The organism is Microbacterium sp. 2216-1, from assembly GCF_046507855.1.
Taxonomy (GTDB): domain Bacteria; phylum Actinomycetota; class Actinomycetes; order Actinomycetales; family Microbacteriaceae; genus Microbacterium; species Microbacterium esteraromaticum_C.
Genome location: NZ_JBKFTM010000002.1, coordinates 15,505 through 30,749, shown reverse-complemented (window position 1 = coordinate 30,749; position 15,245 = coordinate 15,505). Strand labels below are relative to the sequence as shown.

Annotated in this window: 12 protein-coding genes; 7 read left to right on the top strand and 5 right to left on the bottom strand. The window is 68.7% G+C overall.

Features of this window, described 5'->3' with window-relative positions; translation table 11 throughout:
* Nucleotides 1-23 precede the first annotated feature (23 nt).
* The 3 genes from ACLD0U_RS08095 (at nt 24) to ACLD0U_RS08085 (ending at nt 4,428) form a co-directional block, all read left to right on the top strand.
* Nucleotides 24-1,004 carry a LacI family DNA-binding transcriptional regulator gene (locus tag ACLD0U_RS08095; protein ID WP_206550994.1) on the top strand — a complete coding sequence of 327 codons (981 nt, stop codon included), beginning with the start codon at nt 24-26 and terminating at the stop codon, nt 1,002-1,004.
* A gap of 281 nt (nt 1,005-1,285) precedes the next feature.
* Nucleotides 1,286-2,773 carry an FGGY-family carbohydrate kinase gene (locus ACLD0U_RS08090; RefSeq protein WP_410340302.1) on the top strand — a complete coding sequence of 496 codons (1,488 nt, stop codon included), beginning with the start codon at nt 1,286-1,288 and terminating at the stop codon, nt 2,771-2,773.
* 23 nt (nt 2,774-2,796) lie between these two features.
* A complete protein-coding gene (locus ACLD0U_RS08085; protein WP_410340301.1) occupies nt 2,797-4,428 on the top strand; it encodes a fucose isomerase in 1,632 nt (543 codons plus the stop codon).
* An 89-nt stretch (nt 4,429-4,517) separates the two neighbouring features.
* On the opposite strand, the gene ACLD0U_RS08080 is transcribed toward ACLD0U_RS08085, so the two are convergent.
* Entirely contained in the window at nt 4,518-5,102 is a 585-nt protein-coding gene (locus ACLD0U_RS08080) for a hypothetical protein (protein WP_179409725.1), read from the bottom strand.
* Between the two features lie 155 nt (nt 5,103-5,257).
* Here ACLD0U_RS08080 and ACLD0U_RS08075 point away from each other — a divergent pair, with 155 nt between their 5' ends.
* Nucleotides 5,258-6,472 carry a glycosyltransferase gene (locus tag ACLD0U_RS08075; RefSeq protein WP_410340300.1) on the top strand — a complete coding sequence of 405 codons (1,215 nt, stop codon included), beginning with the start codon at nt 5,258-5,260 and terminating at the stop codon, nt 6,470-6,472.
* 48 nt (nt 6,473-6,520) lie between these two features.
* Here the strand turns inward: ACLD0U_RS08075 and ACLD0U_RS08070 are convergent, their stop codons facing one another.
* The 3 genes from ACLD0U_RS08070 to ACLD0U_RS08060 form a co-directional block, all read right to left on the bottom strand.
* Nucleotides 6,521-6,895 carry an SHOCT domain-containing protein gene (locus ACLD0U_RS08070; protein ID WP_179409727.1) on the bottom strand — a complete coding sequence of 125 codons (375 nt, stop codon included), beginning with the start codon at nt 6,893-6,895 and terminating at the stop codon, nt 6,521-6,523.
* A 122-nt stretch (nt 6,896-7,017) separates the two neighbouring features.
* Entirely contained in the window at nt 7,018-9,339 is a 2,322-nt protein-coding gene (locus tag ACLD0U_RS08065) for an arylsulfatase (RefSeq protein WP_206550998.1), read from the bottom strand.
* Nucleotides 9,340-9,451: 112 nt separating this feature from the next.
* The gene (locus ACLD0U_RS08060) at nt 9,452-10,342 is read right to left on the bottom strand and encodes a formylglycine-generating enzyme family protein (protein WP_206824163.1); all 891 of its coding nucleotides are present in this window, start codon (nt 10,340-10,342) and stop codon (nt 9,452-9,454) included.
* A 95-nt stretch (nt 10,343-10,437) separates the two neighbouring features.
* Between ACLD0U_RS08060 and ACLD0U_RS08055 the strand changes: the two genes are divergently transcribed.
* Entirely contained in the window at nt 10,438-11,370 is a 933-nt protein-coding gene (locus tag ACLD0U_RS08055; protein ID WP_410340299.1) for an HAD family hydrolase, read from the top strand.
* Nucleotides 11,367-12,989, top strand: coding sequence for a SulP family inorganic anion transporter (locus tag ACLD0U_RS08050; RefSeq protein ID WP_410340298.1), 1,623 nt, complete (start codon nt 11,367-11,369; stop codon nt 12,987-12,989). The genes ACLD0U_RS08055 and ACLD0U_RS08050 overlap by 4 nt, the downstream gene beginning before the upstream one ends.
* Nucleotides 12,990-13,067: 78 nt before the next feature.
* Here the strand turns inward: ACLD0U_RS08050 and ACLD0U_RS08045 are convergent, their stop codons facing one another.
* Nucleotides 13,068-13,766 (bottom strand): NRDE family protein, encoded by a 699-nt coding sequence (locus ACLD0U_RS08045; protein WP_410340297.1) that lies wholly within the window; start codon nt 13,764-13,766, stop codon nt 13,068-13,070.
* Between the two features lie 208 nt (nt 13,767-13,974).
* Here ACLD0U_RS08045 and coaBC point away from each other — a divergent pair, with 208 nt between their 5' ends.
* On the top strand, nt 13,975-15,177 hold the full coding sequence (gene coaBC / locus ACLD0U_RS08040; RefSeq protein WP_410340296.1) for a bifunctional phosphopantothenoylcysteine decarboxylase/phosphopantothenate--cysteine ligase CoaBC: 1,203 nt from the start codon (nt 13,975-13,977) through the stop codon (nt 15,175-15,177).
* Nucleotides 15,178-15,245: the final 68 nt, after the last annotated feature.

Here is a 15,245-nt window from a genome sequence, read left to right as displayed (position 1 = left end):
AGCAGCGAGCTCAGGGGGAACACGTGGCCACGATCTACGACGTCGCGAAGCGCGCCGGCGTCTCACCGGCGACCGTGTCGCGGGTGTTCAACGGCACCAGCGTCTCGCCCGAGAAGGTCGAGGCGGTGCGCGCGGCCGCGGAGCAGCTGAACTTCACGCCCAACCGGGCGGCGCGCACGCTGCGCAGGCAAAGTTCCGAGGTGATCGCCCTGGTGATCCCCGACATCGAGAACCCCTACTTCACCGAGATGGCGCGAGGGGTCGAGGATGCCGCGAGCGAGGCCGGCTACTCGGTGGTGCTGTGCAACTCCGACGCCGACGTCGAGAAGGAATCGACCTACCTGCGCATTGCGATCGCCGAGAACATGGCCGGGGTGATCCTGGCGGCAGCATCTGACCACACGAACCTCGACGAGATCCTCGCCACCGGACGCCCCGTCGTGGCCGTCGACCGCGGCACCGGCTACGGCATCGACGGCGTCGTGATGGCGAACCGCGCCGCCGGCGAAGCCGCGACACAGGAACTCATCCGCGCGGGCTATCGCCGTATCGCGTGCATCAGCGGACCGACGCACATCGATACCGCTGCGGAACGCGCCGCGGGATGGCGCGACGCCCTCGACGCCGCCGAGCGCGCGGTCGACCCCGAGCTTCTGCGCGTCTCGACTTTCCGTGTCGACGGTGGCAGAGCCGCGATGGAAGAGCTGCTCGCCCTGCCCGAACCCCCGGATGCCGTCGTCGCGAGCAACAACCTCATCGGCGTCGGCGCGATCCAGGTGCTCACCGAGCATGGGCTCACACCTCCCGCCGTCGGCGTCGCGGTCGTCGGTTCACTGCCGTTCACCACGCTGTCGCCCAGCGCGGTCACCGTCGTGCGGCTTCCCGCCCGTCGCATGGGGGTCACTGCCGCGCGGATGCTGCTCGAGCGCATCCGCGGGAATGACCAGCCGGCCCGTTCGGTGGTCCTGCGCGATGAGGTGCAGCCCGCCAGCATCCGGCGCTGACGCGCCACCCGCTGACCTGGCGCCCTCTGTCGCGTCGGGCGCTGGTCCGGCACCCGCTGTCACGCCGCCCTCGGGCACGCCGCGGATGCCGTTCAGGTCGCACTTTCTCCCGCTTCACGCGCAGCGAAACGGGAGAAACTGCGACCTGAACACGCGCGGCACCGCGGTTCCGGGAGAAAGTGCGACCGGAACGCCGCGGCGCCGCGAGTCCGCATCCGCACTTGCCGCTTGAAATCGATTTCGCGTACGCTGGGTTCAGCTTGTCGTATCAAGGAGGACACATGCGCTGCACCCTCGGGGTCGACATCGGAACGTCGAGCAGCAAGGGCGTGCTCGTCGCCGACGACGGCACGATCCTCGCGACTGCCACGCGCGCGCACGAGGTCGATCGCCCGCACACCGGCTGGGTTGAGATGGATGCTCGCATCTGGTGGGACGAGTTCGTCGCGATCGCCCGCGAGCTGCGAGAAGCGCACCCGGATGCCCTGATCACCGCCGTGGGAGTGAGCGGCATGGGCCCCTGCGTGCTGCTCGCCGACGAGCATGACGAGCCCGTGCGTCCCGCCATCCTGTACGGCGTCGACACCCGCGCCGCTGCGCAGATCGACCGGATGACCGACGAACTCGGCACGGAAGAGATCACCCGCATCGGGGGGTCGACGCTCACCTCGCAGTCGGCCGGTCCCAAGATCGCCTGGATCGCCGACGAAGACCCGGATGCCTGGCAACGCGCGAAGCGTCTGTTCATGCCGGCATCCTGGCTGGCGCGCAAGCTCACCGGGGCGTACGTGCTCGACCACCAGTCGGCCAGCCAGAGCTCCCCGCTCTACGACATCGAGAACGAGCGCTGGCACGACGCCTGGTGGCAGCAGTACGCAGACGGCATCGAGCGGCCGCCGCTCACCTGGGCGGGTGAGATCGCCGGGACGGTGACGGCGACAGCATCCGCACTCACCGGCATCCCCGAGGGCACCCCCGTGATCACCGGAACCATCGACGCATGGAGCGAAGCCGTCAGCGTCGGCGCCCACGGCGACGGCGACCTGATGCTCATGTACGGCACGACCATGTTCCTCATCGCGACGGGAGCGCAGACGCTGCGCACGCCCTCGATGTGGACCACGGCCGGAGCCTTCGCCGGCACCCGCAACCTCGCCGGCGGACTCTCGACCTCGGGCGCCCTCACCGTCTGGCTCAAAGATCTCACCGACGCCGACTATCCGCAGCTGCTCGCCGAGGCCGAAGCATCCGGCCCGGGCGCACGGGGGCTGCTGATGCTGCCGTACTTCGCCGGAGAGCGCACCCCGATTCAAGACCCGGATGCTCGCGGCGTCATCGCCGGACTCACTCTCAGTCACGGACGCGGCGACCTCTACCGCGCCGCACTCGAAGCGACCGCACTCGGCGTGCGCCACAACGTCGAGACCATGCGCGCCGCCGGAGCCGACATCCGCCGGATCGTCGCCGTCGGCGGCGGCACACAGGGCCGCCTCTGGCTGCAGATCGTCTCGGATGCCACCGGACTGGCGCAGCAGATTCCCGCCACCACCATCGGCGCCAGCTACGGTGCGGCGTTCCTGGCAGCATCCGCTACCGCCCCTGCCGGACAGGAGCCGCGCATCGACGCCTGGAACCCGGTCACCGAGACCATCACGCCCGATCCTGCCGCCCAACCCGTCTACGACGAGTTGTTCGACCAATACCAGCGCCTGTACGCCGGCACCCGCGACGTCGTGCACGAACTGGCCGCCGTACAACGCGCCTTCTGAACCCCCTCACAACGGAGAATCACATGAGCTACACCCTCCCCGCGCCGGTCGCGCGACCCCAGGCCGCCCCGAAGACCGCGTACCTCATCACCTCGGGTGATCTGCGCGAGTCGGCGAACATCGCCGGCTGGCCCACCCAGGTCGCGCTCGAAGCCGGCGTCACCGGTGTGCTCGAAGAGCTCGGTTGGAGCGTCATCCGCCCGTTCGGCGTCGACCCCGCGACCGGGCACGGCTTCATCTCGAGCCAGCGCATGGGCATGGAGATCTTCAAGAGCATCCCTGCTGACGCACCGCTCATCGTCGCGATCGCCAACTGGCAGTACTCGCACCACGTGCTCGCCGGCCTGCGCACCCACCAGGGCCCCATCCTCACCGTCGCCAACTTCGCGGGCGACTGGCCCGGCCTCGTCGGCCTGCTGGGGTTGAACGCCGGCCTCACCAAGATGGACAAGCCCTACGCCACCACCTGGTCGGTCGACTTCACCGACGCGTGGTTCACCGACGGCATCCGCGAATGGACCGAAACCGGTGCCATCGTGCACGACGCCACCCACGTGCGCCCGCTGCCCGAACTTCCCGACAGCCCCGAGAAGCAGCTCGGGCAGGCGCTCGCCGCCGAGCTCATCGCCGACAAGGCCATCATCGGTGTCTTCGACGAAGGCTGCATGGGCATGTACAACGCCATCTTCGATGACGAACTGCTCAACCACACCGGCATCTACAAGGAGCGCCTGAGCCAGTCGGCGCTGTACGCCGAGATGCTGCGCGTCACTGACGACGAGGCCGACGCCGCGTACGACTGGCTGATCGCGCAGGGCATGACCTTCAAATACGGCGAGGATGCCGCCACCGAACTGACCCGCGACCAGGTGCAGTGGCAGCTGAAGATGTACATCGCCGCGCTGCGGATCGCCGACGACTTCGGGCTCGACGCCGTCGGCATCCAGTACCAGCAGGGACTGAAAGACCTGGTGCCGGCATCCGACCTCGCCGAGGGCATCCTCAACTCCACCGAGCGCCCTCCGGTCACCTCGCGCGACGGTTCGCGCGTGCTGCACGAAGGCCGCGCGTTCCCGCACTTCAACGAGGCCGACGAGGGTGTCGCCGTCGACGCACTCGTCACCGACCGCGTCTGGCGGGCCATGGGACTGGTGCCCGACAACACCCTGCACGACGTGCGCTGGGGCGAGGAGTACGACGGGCAGTTCGTGTGGGCGTATGAGATCTCGGGGTCGGTACCCGCGTCGCACTTGGGCGGCTGGGACAAGGCTGAGGGCTGGCGTCAGGGGCATGTGTTCTTCCCTGCAGGTGGGGCCACCATCAACGGGGTCTCGAAGCCCGGAGAGGTGGTGCTGAGCCGGGTGTTCATCGCCGAAGGCATCCTGCAGGCCGACATCTTCCGCGCGTCGGTCATCGACCTGCCTGCTGATGAGACCCAGCGCCGCCACGACGCCACCAACCCCGAGTGGCCGATTGCGCACGTGGTGTTGCACGGGCAGACCCGCGATCAGTTCATGGCGCGGCACAAGGCCAACCACGCCCAGCTCGTGTACGCGCCTGACGCCGAGACGGCCGATAAAGCGCTGATCGCCAAGGCCGCGATGTTCGACGGTATGGGCATCAAGGTCAACCTGGTGGGCGACGTCCGCCCCTGACCCGCTTCCGCACCCGTCTATTCGTCACAAACCCGGGCAGAACGGCGCCGATAGCGCGGGTTTGTGACAAATAGAGGGAAGAAGGCGGGTCAGGCCGGGGGGAGGCGCAGAACGTCGGACTCGCCCGCGGTGAGGTCATCGGCGATGCGGATGCTGCGCGCGAGGTCATCCAGCGCCCGCTCGACCGTCCCGAAGCGCTCGCGGTCGCCGCTGACGGCGTTGAGCGTGATCAGGTGCGTGCCGGTGTCCCACGTGTACGTCGCCGACGGCGGCGATGCGGGGTTCGGCGGCGTCGGCATCAGCAGCTTTTCGCCGACGCCGAGCGGGGTGGGGAAGTTCTCGGTGTCGTCGTACTCCATGGGCATGGATGCCCGTGCCATGCGCAGCTGCGGGGTGAGCTCCTGCGCCATGGCCATGGCGACGACGAGCTCGGGATCGGCCTTCCACGTCCAGGCGAGCACCCGTCCGTCGGCCTTGCGCATCGCCAGCGGGATCGCCTGGCTCGCCAGCCACGCACCGACCCGAGACCCGGGCCGGCTGTCGTGTCCGAGCGATGCGTTCGCCTGCGCCATCAGCATCCGCACGGCGGCCTTGCGGTGCCGGCGCCCGCGCAGCCCGAGCGACCCGGTCACGGGCATCCACAGTTCGGAGTCGGCAGACGAAGTCAGACGCATGCTCCCACGCTACGCGAGCGTCCCGGCTTCCCGCTGGGAGCGCGGGTGTCGGATGCTACGGCTCGCCGCCCCGGACGATACAGCCCCCTCCGGTAGAGTGGCGTGCGCCCCGGCCGCGCCATGCGGCCCTGAGCGACAGATAGGCAGCATCCTTCGTGACATCCTCCTCCGACGACCACTCGACAGGCTCTGCCGACTCCGGACGTCCTCTGAAGATCCTCATCGGATGCGACACCTTCTACCCCGACATCAACGGGGCCGCCCGCTTCGCCGAGCGTCTCGCGGCGGGTCTGGTCGAGCGGGGGCACGAGGTGCACGTGATCGCGCCGAACACCCGCTACCGGCGCACGGACGCCCGCACCGAGGTCATCGAGGGGCAACCGATGACCATGCACCGGCTTCCGTCGGTGCGCTGGTTGCCGCACGACTGGCTGCGGTTCATCTGGCCGTGGCGTTCGAAGCACTACGCCCGCAAGGTGCTCACGGAGGTGCAGCCCGACGTGGTGCACATCCAGTCGCACATCGTGATCGGCCGCGGCCTGGCCCGCATTGCACGACAGCGCGATATTCCGATCGTCGCCACGAATCACGTGATGGCCGAGAACATCCTCGACCACACCACGATGCCCGACTTCCTGAACCGCATCGTGCTGAAGTTCGCGTGGGAAGACGCCGAGCGCACCTTCGACATGACCCGCGCGGTGACGACGCCGACGCGCCGGGCCGCCGACTTCCTCGAGAGCACGATCGACATCGAGGGCGTCGTACCGATCTCGTGCGGCATCGACCGCCGCAACTACACGCCGGTGATCGGGCCGCGCGAGAAGAACCGCATCCTGTTCGTCGGGCGCCTCACCGGCGAGAAGCACGTCGACGTCGTGCTGCGCGCCCTGGCCAAGCTCGACCCGGCTCTCGAAGTGACCTTCGACATCGCCGGCGGAGGCGATCAGCGCAAGGCCCTCGAGGCGCTCACCGCGCAGCTCGGTCTCTCGGACCGCGTCACCTTCCACGGGCGGGTGTCCGATGAGCAGCTGCGCGAGCTGTACTCGCGGTCATCGGTCTTCGCGATCGCGTCGATCGCCGAGCTGCAGTCCATCGTGACGATGGAGGCGATGGCATCCGCTCTTCCCGTCGTCGGGGCCGACGCCGTCGCGCTGCCGCACCTCGTGCACGACGGCGAGAACGGCTATCTGTTCGAGCCGGGGAACGTCGACGACCTCGTCGACAAGCTCACGCGCGTGCTCACCGCCGCGCCGGAGGAGTACGAGCGGATGCAACGGGCATCGCTCGACGGGGTGAACGTGCACGACATCAACCGCACGCTCGACACGTTCGAAGCGCTCTACCGAGACGAACCGCTTCCGGCATGACGAAAGGGCGCCCGGCAGCAACCGGACGCCCTTCGTGTCTGACTACTCTCAGGCCAGAGCCTTGGCCTTGAGCTTCTCGTACTCCTCGGTGGTGATCGTGCCTGCGGTCAGCAGCTTCGCGGCATCGGCGATCTCATCCGACGGGCTCTTGCCCGCCGCCTGACGAATGTACGCGTCGGTCGCGTCCTTCGCCTGCTGAGCCGAAGCGGCGCTGCGCTCGGCCATTCCCCGCCCGCGGGCGATCAGGTAGACCAGCGCGGTGAGGAACGGCACGAAGATCAGGAAGGCGATCCAGATCGCCTTGAACCAGCCGTTGAGCTTATGGTCGCGGAAGATGTCACCGATGATTGAGAACAGCACCATCAGATAGGCGACGAAGAAGAACGCCCAGATCATGTACCAGAAGAAATCCCAGAACCCCATTGTGTTTTCCTTTCTTGGGAAAGTCGGCGATGCCTGCGATCCCGATGCGTTCATCATCGGGATTTCACGGGCAACAAAGCAATAATGGCGCAGACGCGCGCCGCTGTCTGTAGTCGGTGTCCTTATTCGCGTGCCAGAGCGGCCATCGCCTCCAGTTCCAGGTCGAGGTACTGCTCGTCGCTGACGTCGACGCCGACACCGAGTAGCGTGCCGGTGAATGTGAACGGACTGGCGTACTGCGCGCTGACCGGGTCGCCGTTGTCGTAGCCGACGCACAGCCCGTCACCACCGAGCGAGAACTTGCCCACCTGAGCGCGCATCGGTCCCTCGGCGACGACCTGGTCATCGATGTACAGCTTGCAGGTGCCGAGGGACTCGCCGTGCTCTCCCGCGTCTTCTCGGATGAACTCCATACCCAGCGCGTGCTTTCCCGGCGTCAGCTCGCCCGACGTGAAAGTCTGCTCGGGCGGAATACCGAGGAAGTTGTACACGTAGGTGAGCCGATTGTCCTTGATGAACAGCGAATGCCCGCCGAAGCGCGACCCGTGCGCGAACAGCACTCCCTCGTCGCCGGCCGCGAGGTCGACGTCGGCGATGATCTTGTACGAGCGGCCGCGCACGTTCACGGCGACGCTCTCGGCGATCGCGCTGGTGTGCGGGTAGTAGACATACCGCGAACGCGGCGGTTCCGACTGCGGCCGCTCGATCGTCAGCTGGTCGCGCGCCGAGCGGTCATCCAGTGGCAGCACATGGTTGCGTTCGGCTTCGGAGAACCAGGTGTCGATCAGCTCCTTCAGCTTCTCGGGGTGGGAGGCGGCGAGGTCGTTCGACTCGGAGCGGTCCTCATCGACGTGGTAGAGCTCCCAGCGGTCTTCGTCGAACCGGCCGTGGCCGGTCAGCGGCGCATGGATCGCGGATGCCTTCCACCCGTCCTTCCAGATGCCGCGGGTGCCGATCATCGTGTAGTACTGCACCTTCTTCTCGGTCGGCCCGTCGGGCTGCGCGTCGAAGGAGTACTTCATCGACACCCCGTCGAGTGGTCGCTGTTCGACGCCGCGGAACACCTCGGGCATCTCGATGCCGATCACATCGAGCACGGTCGCGACGATGTCGGTCGAGTGGTGGTACTGGTGCCGGATCTCTCCCTTGGCGGTGATGCCGGCCGGCCAGTGGATGACCATCGGGTCGCACGTGCCGCCCGAGAACTGCGAGTAGCGCTTGAACATCTGGAAAGGGGTCGAGAACGCCGTCGCCCACCCGGTGGGGTAGTGGTTGTAGGTCTCGGGCCCGCCCAGCACGCCGATCTTGTCGAGGTTCTCCTTCAGGTCGTCGGGGAAACCGTTGAAGAACTTGTTCTCGTTCACCGAGCCGTCCGGCGACCCCTCGCCCGAGGCGCCGTTGTCGGCGCAGTAGAAGATGAGGGTGTTCTCGAGCTGGCCGGAGTCCTCGAGGTAGTCGATGACCCGGCCGATCTGCGCGTCGGTGTACTCGCTGAATCCGGCGAAGACCTCGGCCATCCGGGCGAACAGGCGCTTCTCGTCATCCGAGAGCGTGTCCCACGGCTTGACGTAGTCGGCCGCGTTCGCCTGGTCGTCGGGCATCGGGTTGATGGGGGTGAGGGCGGTGCCCTCGGGCAGGATTCCGCGCTCGATCATGCGACCGAGCACCCACTCGCGATAGGCGTCGTACCCGTCGTCGAAGGCGCCCTTGTACTTGTCGATGTACTCCTTCGGTGCGTGGTGCGGTGCGTGGTTGGCGCCGGGGCAGAACCAGGTGTACCAGGGCTTGGACGGGTTCGAGGCGTTCTGGTCGCGGATCATGCGGATGGCCTGATCGGCGAGGTCCTGCGAGAGGTGGTACCCCTGCTCGGGCGTGGCCGGCGGGTCGATGAAGTGGTTGTCCTCGACCAGGTCGGGGTACCAGTTGTTGGTCTCGCCACCGAGGAAGCCGTAGAAGCGGTCGAAGCCCATGGACAGCGGCCACTGCTGCTTGCTGCCACCGGTCGAGACGTCCTCTTCGGGCACGTTGTGGTTCTTGCCCAGCCAGAAGGTGGAGTAGCCGTTCTGCTGCAGCACCTGACCGATGGTCGCGCACTCGTCGGGGATGTAGCCGGAAGCGCCGGGGAAGCCGTTGGTCGCCTCGGTGATCACGCCGTAGCCGTTGGCGTGGTGATTGCGGCCGGTGAGCATCGTCGAGCGGGTCGGCGAGCACAGCGCCGTGGTGTGCCACTGCGTGTACGTCAGCCCGTTCGCGGCGAGCCGGTCGAGCGTGGGCATGTTGATGCGGCCGCCGTACGGCGACCAGGAGGCCATCCCGGTGTCGTCGTACAGGATGACGAGGATGTTCGGCGCCCCCTCAGGTGCCTTCGGTCGCTCGTACGGGCCCCAGTCGGCGACCGAGTCGCGGACGTCGAGGGCGATCTTGCCCCGGAACTCCTTGGTCATCGTGCTCCCTTCGAACGGCGCGCAGGAGCGCGCGCATCGTGGGCATCACGCTAGTCAGAGGGTGCCGACGCGGGGGAGGGGCGTCACCCGGGGCGGGTGACGCTCGCCGGGATCAGAGATCGGATGCCAGTCGGAACCCGACATGCGACATGCCGGTGTCCTCCGCCTGTGGTGAGCGTGCCGCGGGACGGAACCGCAGGCAGTAGTCCGGCGAGCACAGGAACGACCCGCCCTTGAGCACCCGTCGGGGGATCTGCTCACCCTCTCCCTTGCTGCCCGCGGCGAGAAGATTCTGGCGCTTGCCGGCATCGACGGGGCGGTCGGTGGGCACGATGTGGCGGGGCGTGTAGTAGTCGCTGGTCCACTCCCACGTGTTGCCGATCATGTCGAACAGGCCGTAGCCGTTCTCGGGATAGGAGCCCACCGGCGCGGTGCCACCGACGCCTCGGCTGTCGTACGGAAAGCGACCCAGCCACGAGTTGGCCAGGGCACGTCCGCCCGGGTACGGATCGGGCCCCCACGCGAAGCGGGCGCCGTCCTCACCCCCGCGGGCGGCGTACTCGTGCTCGGCCTCGGTGGGCAGACGCTTGCCCGCCCAGGTCGCATAGGCCGTGGCATCCTCGAACGCGACGTGCACCACCGGGTGGTCGGCGCGGCGCTCGATCGATGAGCCGGGACCGAACGGGGCACGCCAGTGCGCTCCGGGCTGCCACCGCCACCAATTGCGCCAGTCGCGCAGGTCGACCGGCCCCTTCGTCGGGGTGAACACCATGGCGCCCGGCACACGGTCCTCGGCCGCAACCCCCGCGTACAGGGCGGGATCGAGGGGGCGCTCGGCGACCGTCACGTAACCCGTCTCGTCGACGAAGCGGGCGTAGTCGGCATTCGTGACCGCGAAGCGGTCGATGCGGAACGCCGCGACCTCACGCACGTGCACCGGACGCTCATCCGGATAGAACTCCTCCGACCCCATGCGGAACGAGCCCGCCGGGATCAGCACCATCTCACGTGAGTCATCGGCCATGTCACCACCGTAATGCTCGCGCGCGGCCGCCGCGCCTGACAGGATGCACAAGAGACACGACCGGAGGAGCCGTCATGACCCATCTGCCCTCATGGAACGACACCGTCACCCGTCAGAAGATCGTCGACTTCGTCGAATCGGTCAGCTCGGGCCCGGACGCCGTGCCGGTCGAGGAGCGCATCGCCGTGTTCGACAACGACGGCACGCTGTGGTCCGAGAAGCCGGTCATCATCCAGCTCGACTACATCATCGGGCAGTGGGCGGCCGAGCTGAAACGCGACCCCTCGCTCGCTGAGCGGCAACCGTACCGGGCCGTCGCGACCGGGGATCTCGGATGGCTCGGTGCCGCCGTCGAGAAGCACTACGCCGGTGACGACAGCGACCTGAAGGTGCTGCTGGGAGCCCTGGTCGGGCTGACCGACGGCATGCCGGTGGCCGAGTATGCAGCATCCGTCGCGGAGTTCTTCCGCACCGCGACCCACCCCACCCTCGGCACCCCGTTCTCGGGGGCCGTCTACCAGCCCATGCGCGAACTGCTGCGCTATCTGGAGCACCACGGATTCAGCTGCTACATCGTCTCGGGTGGCGAACGCGACTTCATGCGCAGCATCACACAGGAGTACTACGGCATCCCCCCGGAGCGGGTCATCGGATCGGCCTACGGCCTCACCTACGACGCCGAGGCGCGCACCGTGCGCTACTCGGCGAACCTGGACTACCTCGACGACGGGCACATCAAGCCGGTGCGCATCTGGAGCCGCACCGGACGGCGCCCGCTGCTGGCCGCCGGCAACGCGAACGGCGACCTGCCCATGCTGCAGTTCGCGGTCGGCGACGGTACGGCGCGGCGCGGACTGGCGCTGCTGGTACACCACGACGATCAGTCGGGTCGCGGCGACACCCCGTACGACAAGGGCGCCGAGCAGGCGCTCGCCGCCGACGACATCACCGTGATCAGCGTCGCCGACGACTGGTCGCAGGTGTTCCCCGCACAGGGTGAGGGATGAGCACTCCGGCCTCCGGGCCTGCCGCGCTGAGCTGGTTCGCGCCCACCCTGCGCGGGTATCGGCGCGAGTGGATCGGGGCCGATGTCGTGGCCGGACTGTCGGCCGGCGCCGTCGTGATCCCCCAGGCGATGGCGTACGCGACCATCGCGAACCTGCCGGTGCAGATCGGCCTGTACACCTGCATGGTGCCGATGCTCGTGTACGCCCTGCTGGGCGGATCGCGCGCGATGAGCGTGTCGACGACCTCGACCATCGCGACGCTCAGCGCCACGACGCTGCTCACGGCCGGCGTCGCAGCCGACGCCGAGAACCCGATCCCCGACCTGATGGCACTGACGCTGATCGTCGGGGTGATCCTGTTGCTGGCTCGGATGCTGAAACTCGGCGGTCTGGTCGAGTACATCTCGAAGCCGACCATCCTCGGTGTGCAGATCGGAGTCGGGGCCACCGTCGCGATCGGTCAGCTGCCCAAGCTGCTGGGCGAGAACATCGAACCGTCGGCAGAGGGGTTCCTCAGAGCGATCCTCGCCGCGATCCGGGCACTGCCCGACGCGAATACGGCGACCGTGCTGCTATCGGTCGGGTCGGTGATCGCGCTGCTGGTGCTCAAGCGCTTCGCGCCGAAGGTGCCGGGCCCGCTCGTGCTCGTCGCGGTGGGCATCGCGTTGATGGCCTTCAGCGGGCTGCGCGAGGCCGGGGTCGCGTTGATCGATCCGGTACCGCAGGGTCTGCCGCCGTTCGAGCTTCCGTCGTTCGCGCACGCGGCGGCGCTCGTCCCCGGGGCGTTTGCGATCGCTGTGATGGTGTTCCTCGAATCCAGTGCCGTGGCGCGCAGCATCCGCCGCCCCGGTGAACCGCCCATCGAGAGCAATCGCGAGCTGTTCGCCGCCGGCGCGGTCAACGCTGTCGGCGCGTTCTTCCAGGTGCTGCCCGCCGCGGGAGGGTTCTCGCAGAGCGCGGTGAACCGAGCCGCCGGTGCGCGTTCGCAGCTGGCCGCCCTCGTGACGGTCGCGATGGCGGTGATCGTCGCGCTGTTTCTCGGGCCGGTGCTCAGCCTCATGCCGCAGGCCGTGCTCGCCGCGCTGGTTTTCGTCGCCGTGGCCGCTCTGATCGATGTGCGCGGCATGGTCGGCCTCTGGCGGCTGAACCGGTCGGACTTCTGGGTTGCCGCGGTGACGACCGCCGTGGGACTGACCGCGGGGCTGCTCGTGGCCGTCGCTGTCGGAGTCGTCGGCACGTTCGTCGTGGTGCTGCGCGAGCTGAACAAGGTGCGGCTGGCGGTCGATGAGCCCCGCGGCGGTGTGCTGACCGTGCACCTGCACGGACCGCTCTACACGGCCAACGCGCTGTCATACGAGTCCGCAGTGCTCGATGCGGCCACCGCCCTGCCGGAACTGCGCGTGCTCGTGCTCGACGCCGCGCAGCAGCGCGCACTCTCGGTGACCGTGCTCGACGCGCTGCGAGAGCTCGATGACGAGCTGGCAGGGGCGGGCGTCGAGCTGCGCCTGGCCGCCGTTCCGGACGGAGCCGCCGAGGTGGCTCGGCGCGGTGACTGGTTCGCCGGACTGGAGGAGCAGGGGCGGGTCTTCGACAGCGTAGAGGCCGCCGCGCGCGACTGAGGCGACCTGGGGTCGGTGGGCTTTGGGTGGGCGCGGGGCGGTTGGCTCATGGTGCTTGCTGGCTCGTGGTGCTGCGGATCAGTGCCAGTGGCCGGGTGTGGGCAGCACGTGCGAGTCGACGGCCGCGCCGCCCGCCCCGATCCCGGCCGTGCAGTACAGCAGCGACAACGTCGGGTAGCCGTGTACGCGGTTGTCGCGGATGATCGCCCGGTCATCGGTCGGGTCGAGCGTCGTCGTATCGGCGAGCAGGCCGGCCCAATGAGAGGCCCAGTCCGTGGCATCCGCCGTCTGTCGCGCCTCGGCGCGGAATCGGGGCAGCCACGCTGAGATCCGCGCCGTCGCCTCGTCGTCGAGATCGTCGTGCGCGATCATGTGCACGCCGGGTGCGACCGGCGTCTCGCGCAGCGCGGCGCCGTCCCAGGTGAGCACGCGGGAGTGCTCTGGCGTCACCTCGAGCAGGTTGAACCCGTGCGTGCGCACCGGTGCGGCGGGCGAACGGCCCGCGACCGACTCGAGCACCAGTCCGCCGCGCGAGCGCAGGTCGCTCTCGGGCAGATCGACGAGGTCGGCCCGGTTGAGCAGCACGGCCAGGCGCCGCGTCGTCGGGTCGAACGCCAGCCACGCGCCACCGGCACGGCGATCGCGGATGCCGATCACACCCGGGTAGTGCTCGGGCCACCAGGTGCCCAGATCGTCCCAATCTCGCTGCGGATCCTCATCGCGCACGGCCAGCAACCGCGCCTGCCCCGGCTCGACATCGATCACCACGGTGCACATGAGCTCGAGTCTATGGGCGCCCGGTGCGCCGGCCGACTGTACACAACTCCGGAGAATCTGCCGCGTGCGGGTCTCAACAGGCCCGCAACGGGCCCAAGCGGCAAGTTTCTCCGGAGTTGCGAACGCGATGCCGCGTATGACCGTCGGATGCGGCGGTGCCGAGCGGACGTGGATGCCCGGCCGGCGCGCGTGGGGCAGAATCGGAGGCGTGAACATCGTTGTCGCAGTCACGGGCGGCATCGCCGCGTACAAGACGGTGCACCTGGTGCGCCTGCTGATCAAGGCCGGCCACGAGGTAACCGTCGTGCCCACCGAAGACGCGCTGCGGTTCGTCGGCCTGCCCACCTGGGAGGCGATCAGCCGCAACCAGGTCACCACGAGCGTGCACGAGGACGTCGCCCGCGTGCGACACGTCGCGCTCGGGCAAGCCGCCGACCTGGTGATCGTCGCGCCGGCCACCGCGAACACGATCGCGAAGATGGCGGCGGGCCTCGCCGACGACCTGGTCGGCACCACGCTGCTCGCGACGACGGCCCCGGTCGCCGTCGCTCCGGCGATGCACACCGAGATGTGGCAGCATCCGGCGACGCAGGCGAACACCGCCGCCCTGCGCTCACGCGGTGTCGCGATCCTCGGCCCCGACGACGGGGAACTCACCGGCGGCGACTCCGGACCGGGGCGGATGCTGGAACCCGAGCACATCATCGAACGGGCCCTCGCGCTGATCGGCGACCGCGACCTCGACGGGCTGCGCGTCGTCGTCTCGGCAGGGGGCACGCGAGAGCCGTTGGACCCGGTGCGGTACCTCGGCAATCGTTCCAGCGGGCGGCAGGGGGTCGCCCTCGCGCTCGCCGCCGCCGACCGCGGCGCCGAAGTGGTGCTCGCGGCCGCGAACATCGATGCGTCCGTGCTGGCGGATGCCGCGCAGCATCCGCTCATCCGCACCGAGCACGTCGGTACGGCGGCCGAGCTCGCGGCGCTCATGCGCGCGGTCTCAGATGATGCCGCGGTGATCGTCATGGCCGCAGCGGTCGCCGACTACCGCCCGGCCGAGGTGTCGGCGGGCAAGCTCACCAAGGAGTCCGGCGGCCTCGAACGCATCGAACTGGTCGAGACCGAGGACATCGTCGCCGGGCTCGCCGCCCGCCGCCGACCCGGGCAGCTCGTGGTCGCCTTCGCCGCCGAGACTCCGCGCGACGACGAAGAACTGCTCGCTCGTGCCCGCCGCAAGCGCGAGCGCAAGGGGGTCGACCTGCTCGTGGTCAACGAGGTCGGGTGGCAGCGGGGCTTCGAGACGGCCGAGAACGCGGTGCACGTCATCGGAGACGAGGGCGAGGTGCTGGCGACGGCCTCCGGCACGAAGCGCGTGGTCGCCGACGCGATCTGGGATGCCATCGCCGACGGGCTGTGACGGCGGGCCGGCTTCGGTTGCCGATTCCGACACGCCCGGGTAAACTTGAGTCAACCCCACTCAAGTTT

Excerpts from the sequence above, each read along its gene's own strand:
- ACLD0U_RS08045 (WP_410340297.1), bottom strand. The coding sequence starts at position 13,766 with ATGTGCACCGTGGTGATCGATGTCGAGCCGGGGCAGGCGCGGTTGCTG.
- ACLD0U_RS08060 (WP_206824163.1), bottom strand. The coding sequence starts at position 10,342 with ATGGTGCTGATCCCGGCGGGCTCGTTCCGCATGGGGTCGGAGGAGTTC.
- ACLD0U_RS08065 (WP_206550998.1), bottom strand. The coding sequence starts at position 9,339 with ATGACCAAGGAGTTCCGGGGCAAGATCGCCCTCGACGTCCGCGACTCG.
- ACLD0U_RS08050 (WP_410340298.1), top strand. The coding sequence starts at position 11,367 with ATGAGCACTCCGGCCTCCGGGCCTGCCGCGCTGAGCTGGTTCGCGCCC.
- ACLD0U_RS08085 (WP_410340301.1), top strand. The coding sequence starts at position 2,797 with ATGAGCTACACCCTCCCCGCGCCGGTCGCGCGACCCCAGGCCGCCCCG.
- ACLD0U_RS08080 (WP_179409725.1), bottom strand. The coding sequence starts at position 5,102 with ATGCGTCTGACTTCGTCTGCCGACTCCGAACTGTGGATGCCCGTGACC.
- ACLD0U_RS08090 (WP_410340302.1), top strand. The coding sequence starts at position 1,286 with ATGCGCTGCACCCTCGGGGTCGACATCGGAACGTCGAGCAGCAAGGGC.
- ACLD0U_RS08055 (WP_410340299.1), top strand. The coding sequence starts at position 10,438 with ATGACCCATCTGCCCTCATGGAACGACACCGTCACCCGTCAGAAGATC.
- ACLD0U_RS08070 (WP_179409727.1), bottom strand. The coding sequence starts at position 6,895 with ATGGGGTTCTGGGATTTCTTCTGGTACATGATCTGGGCGTTCTTCTTC.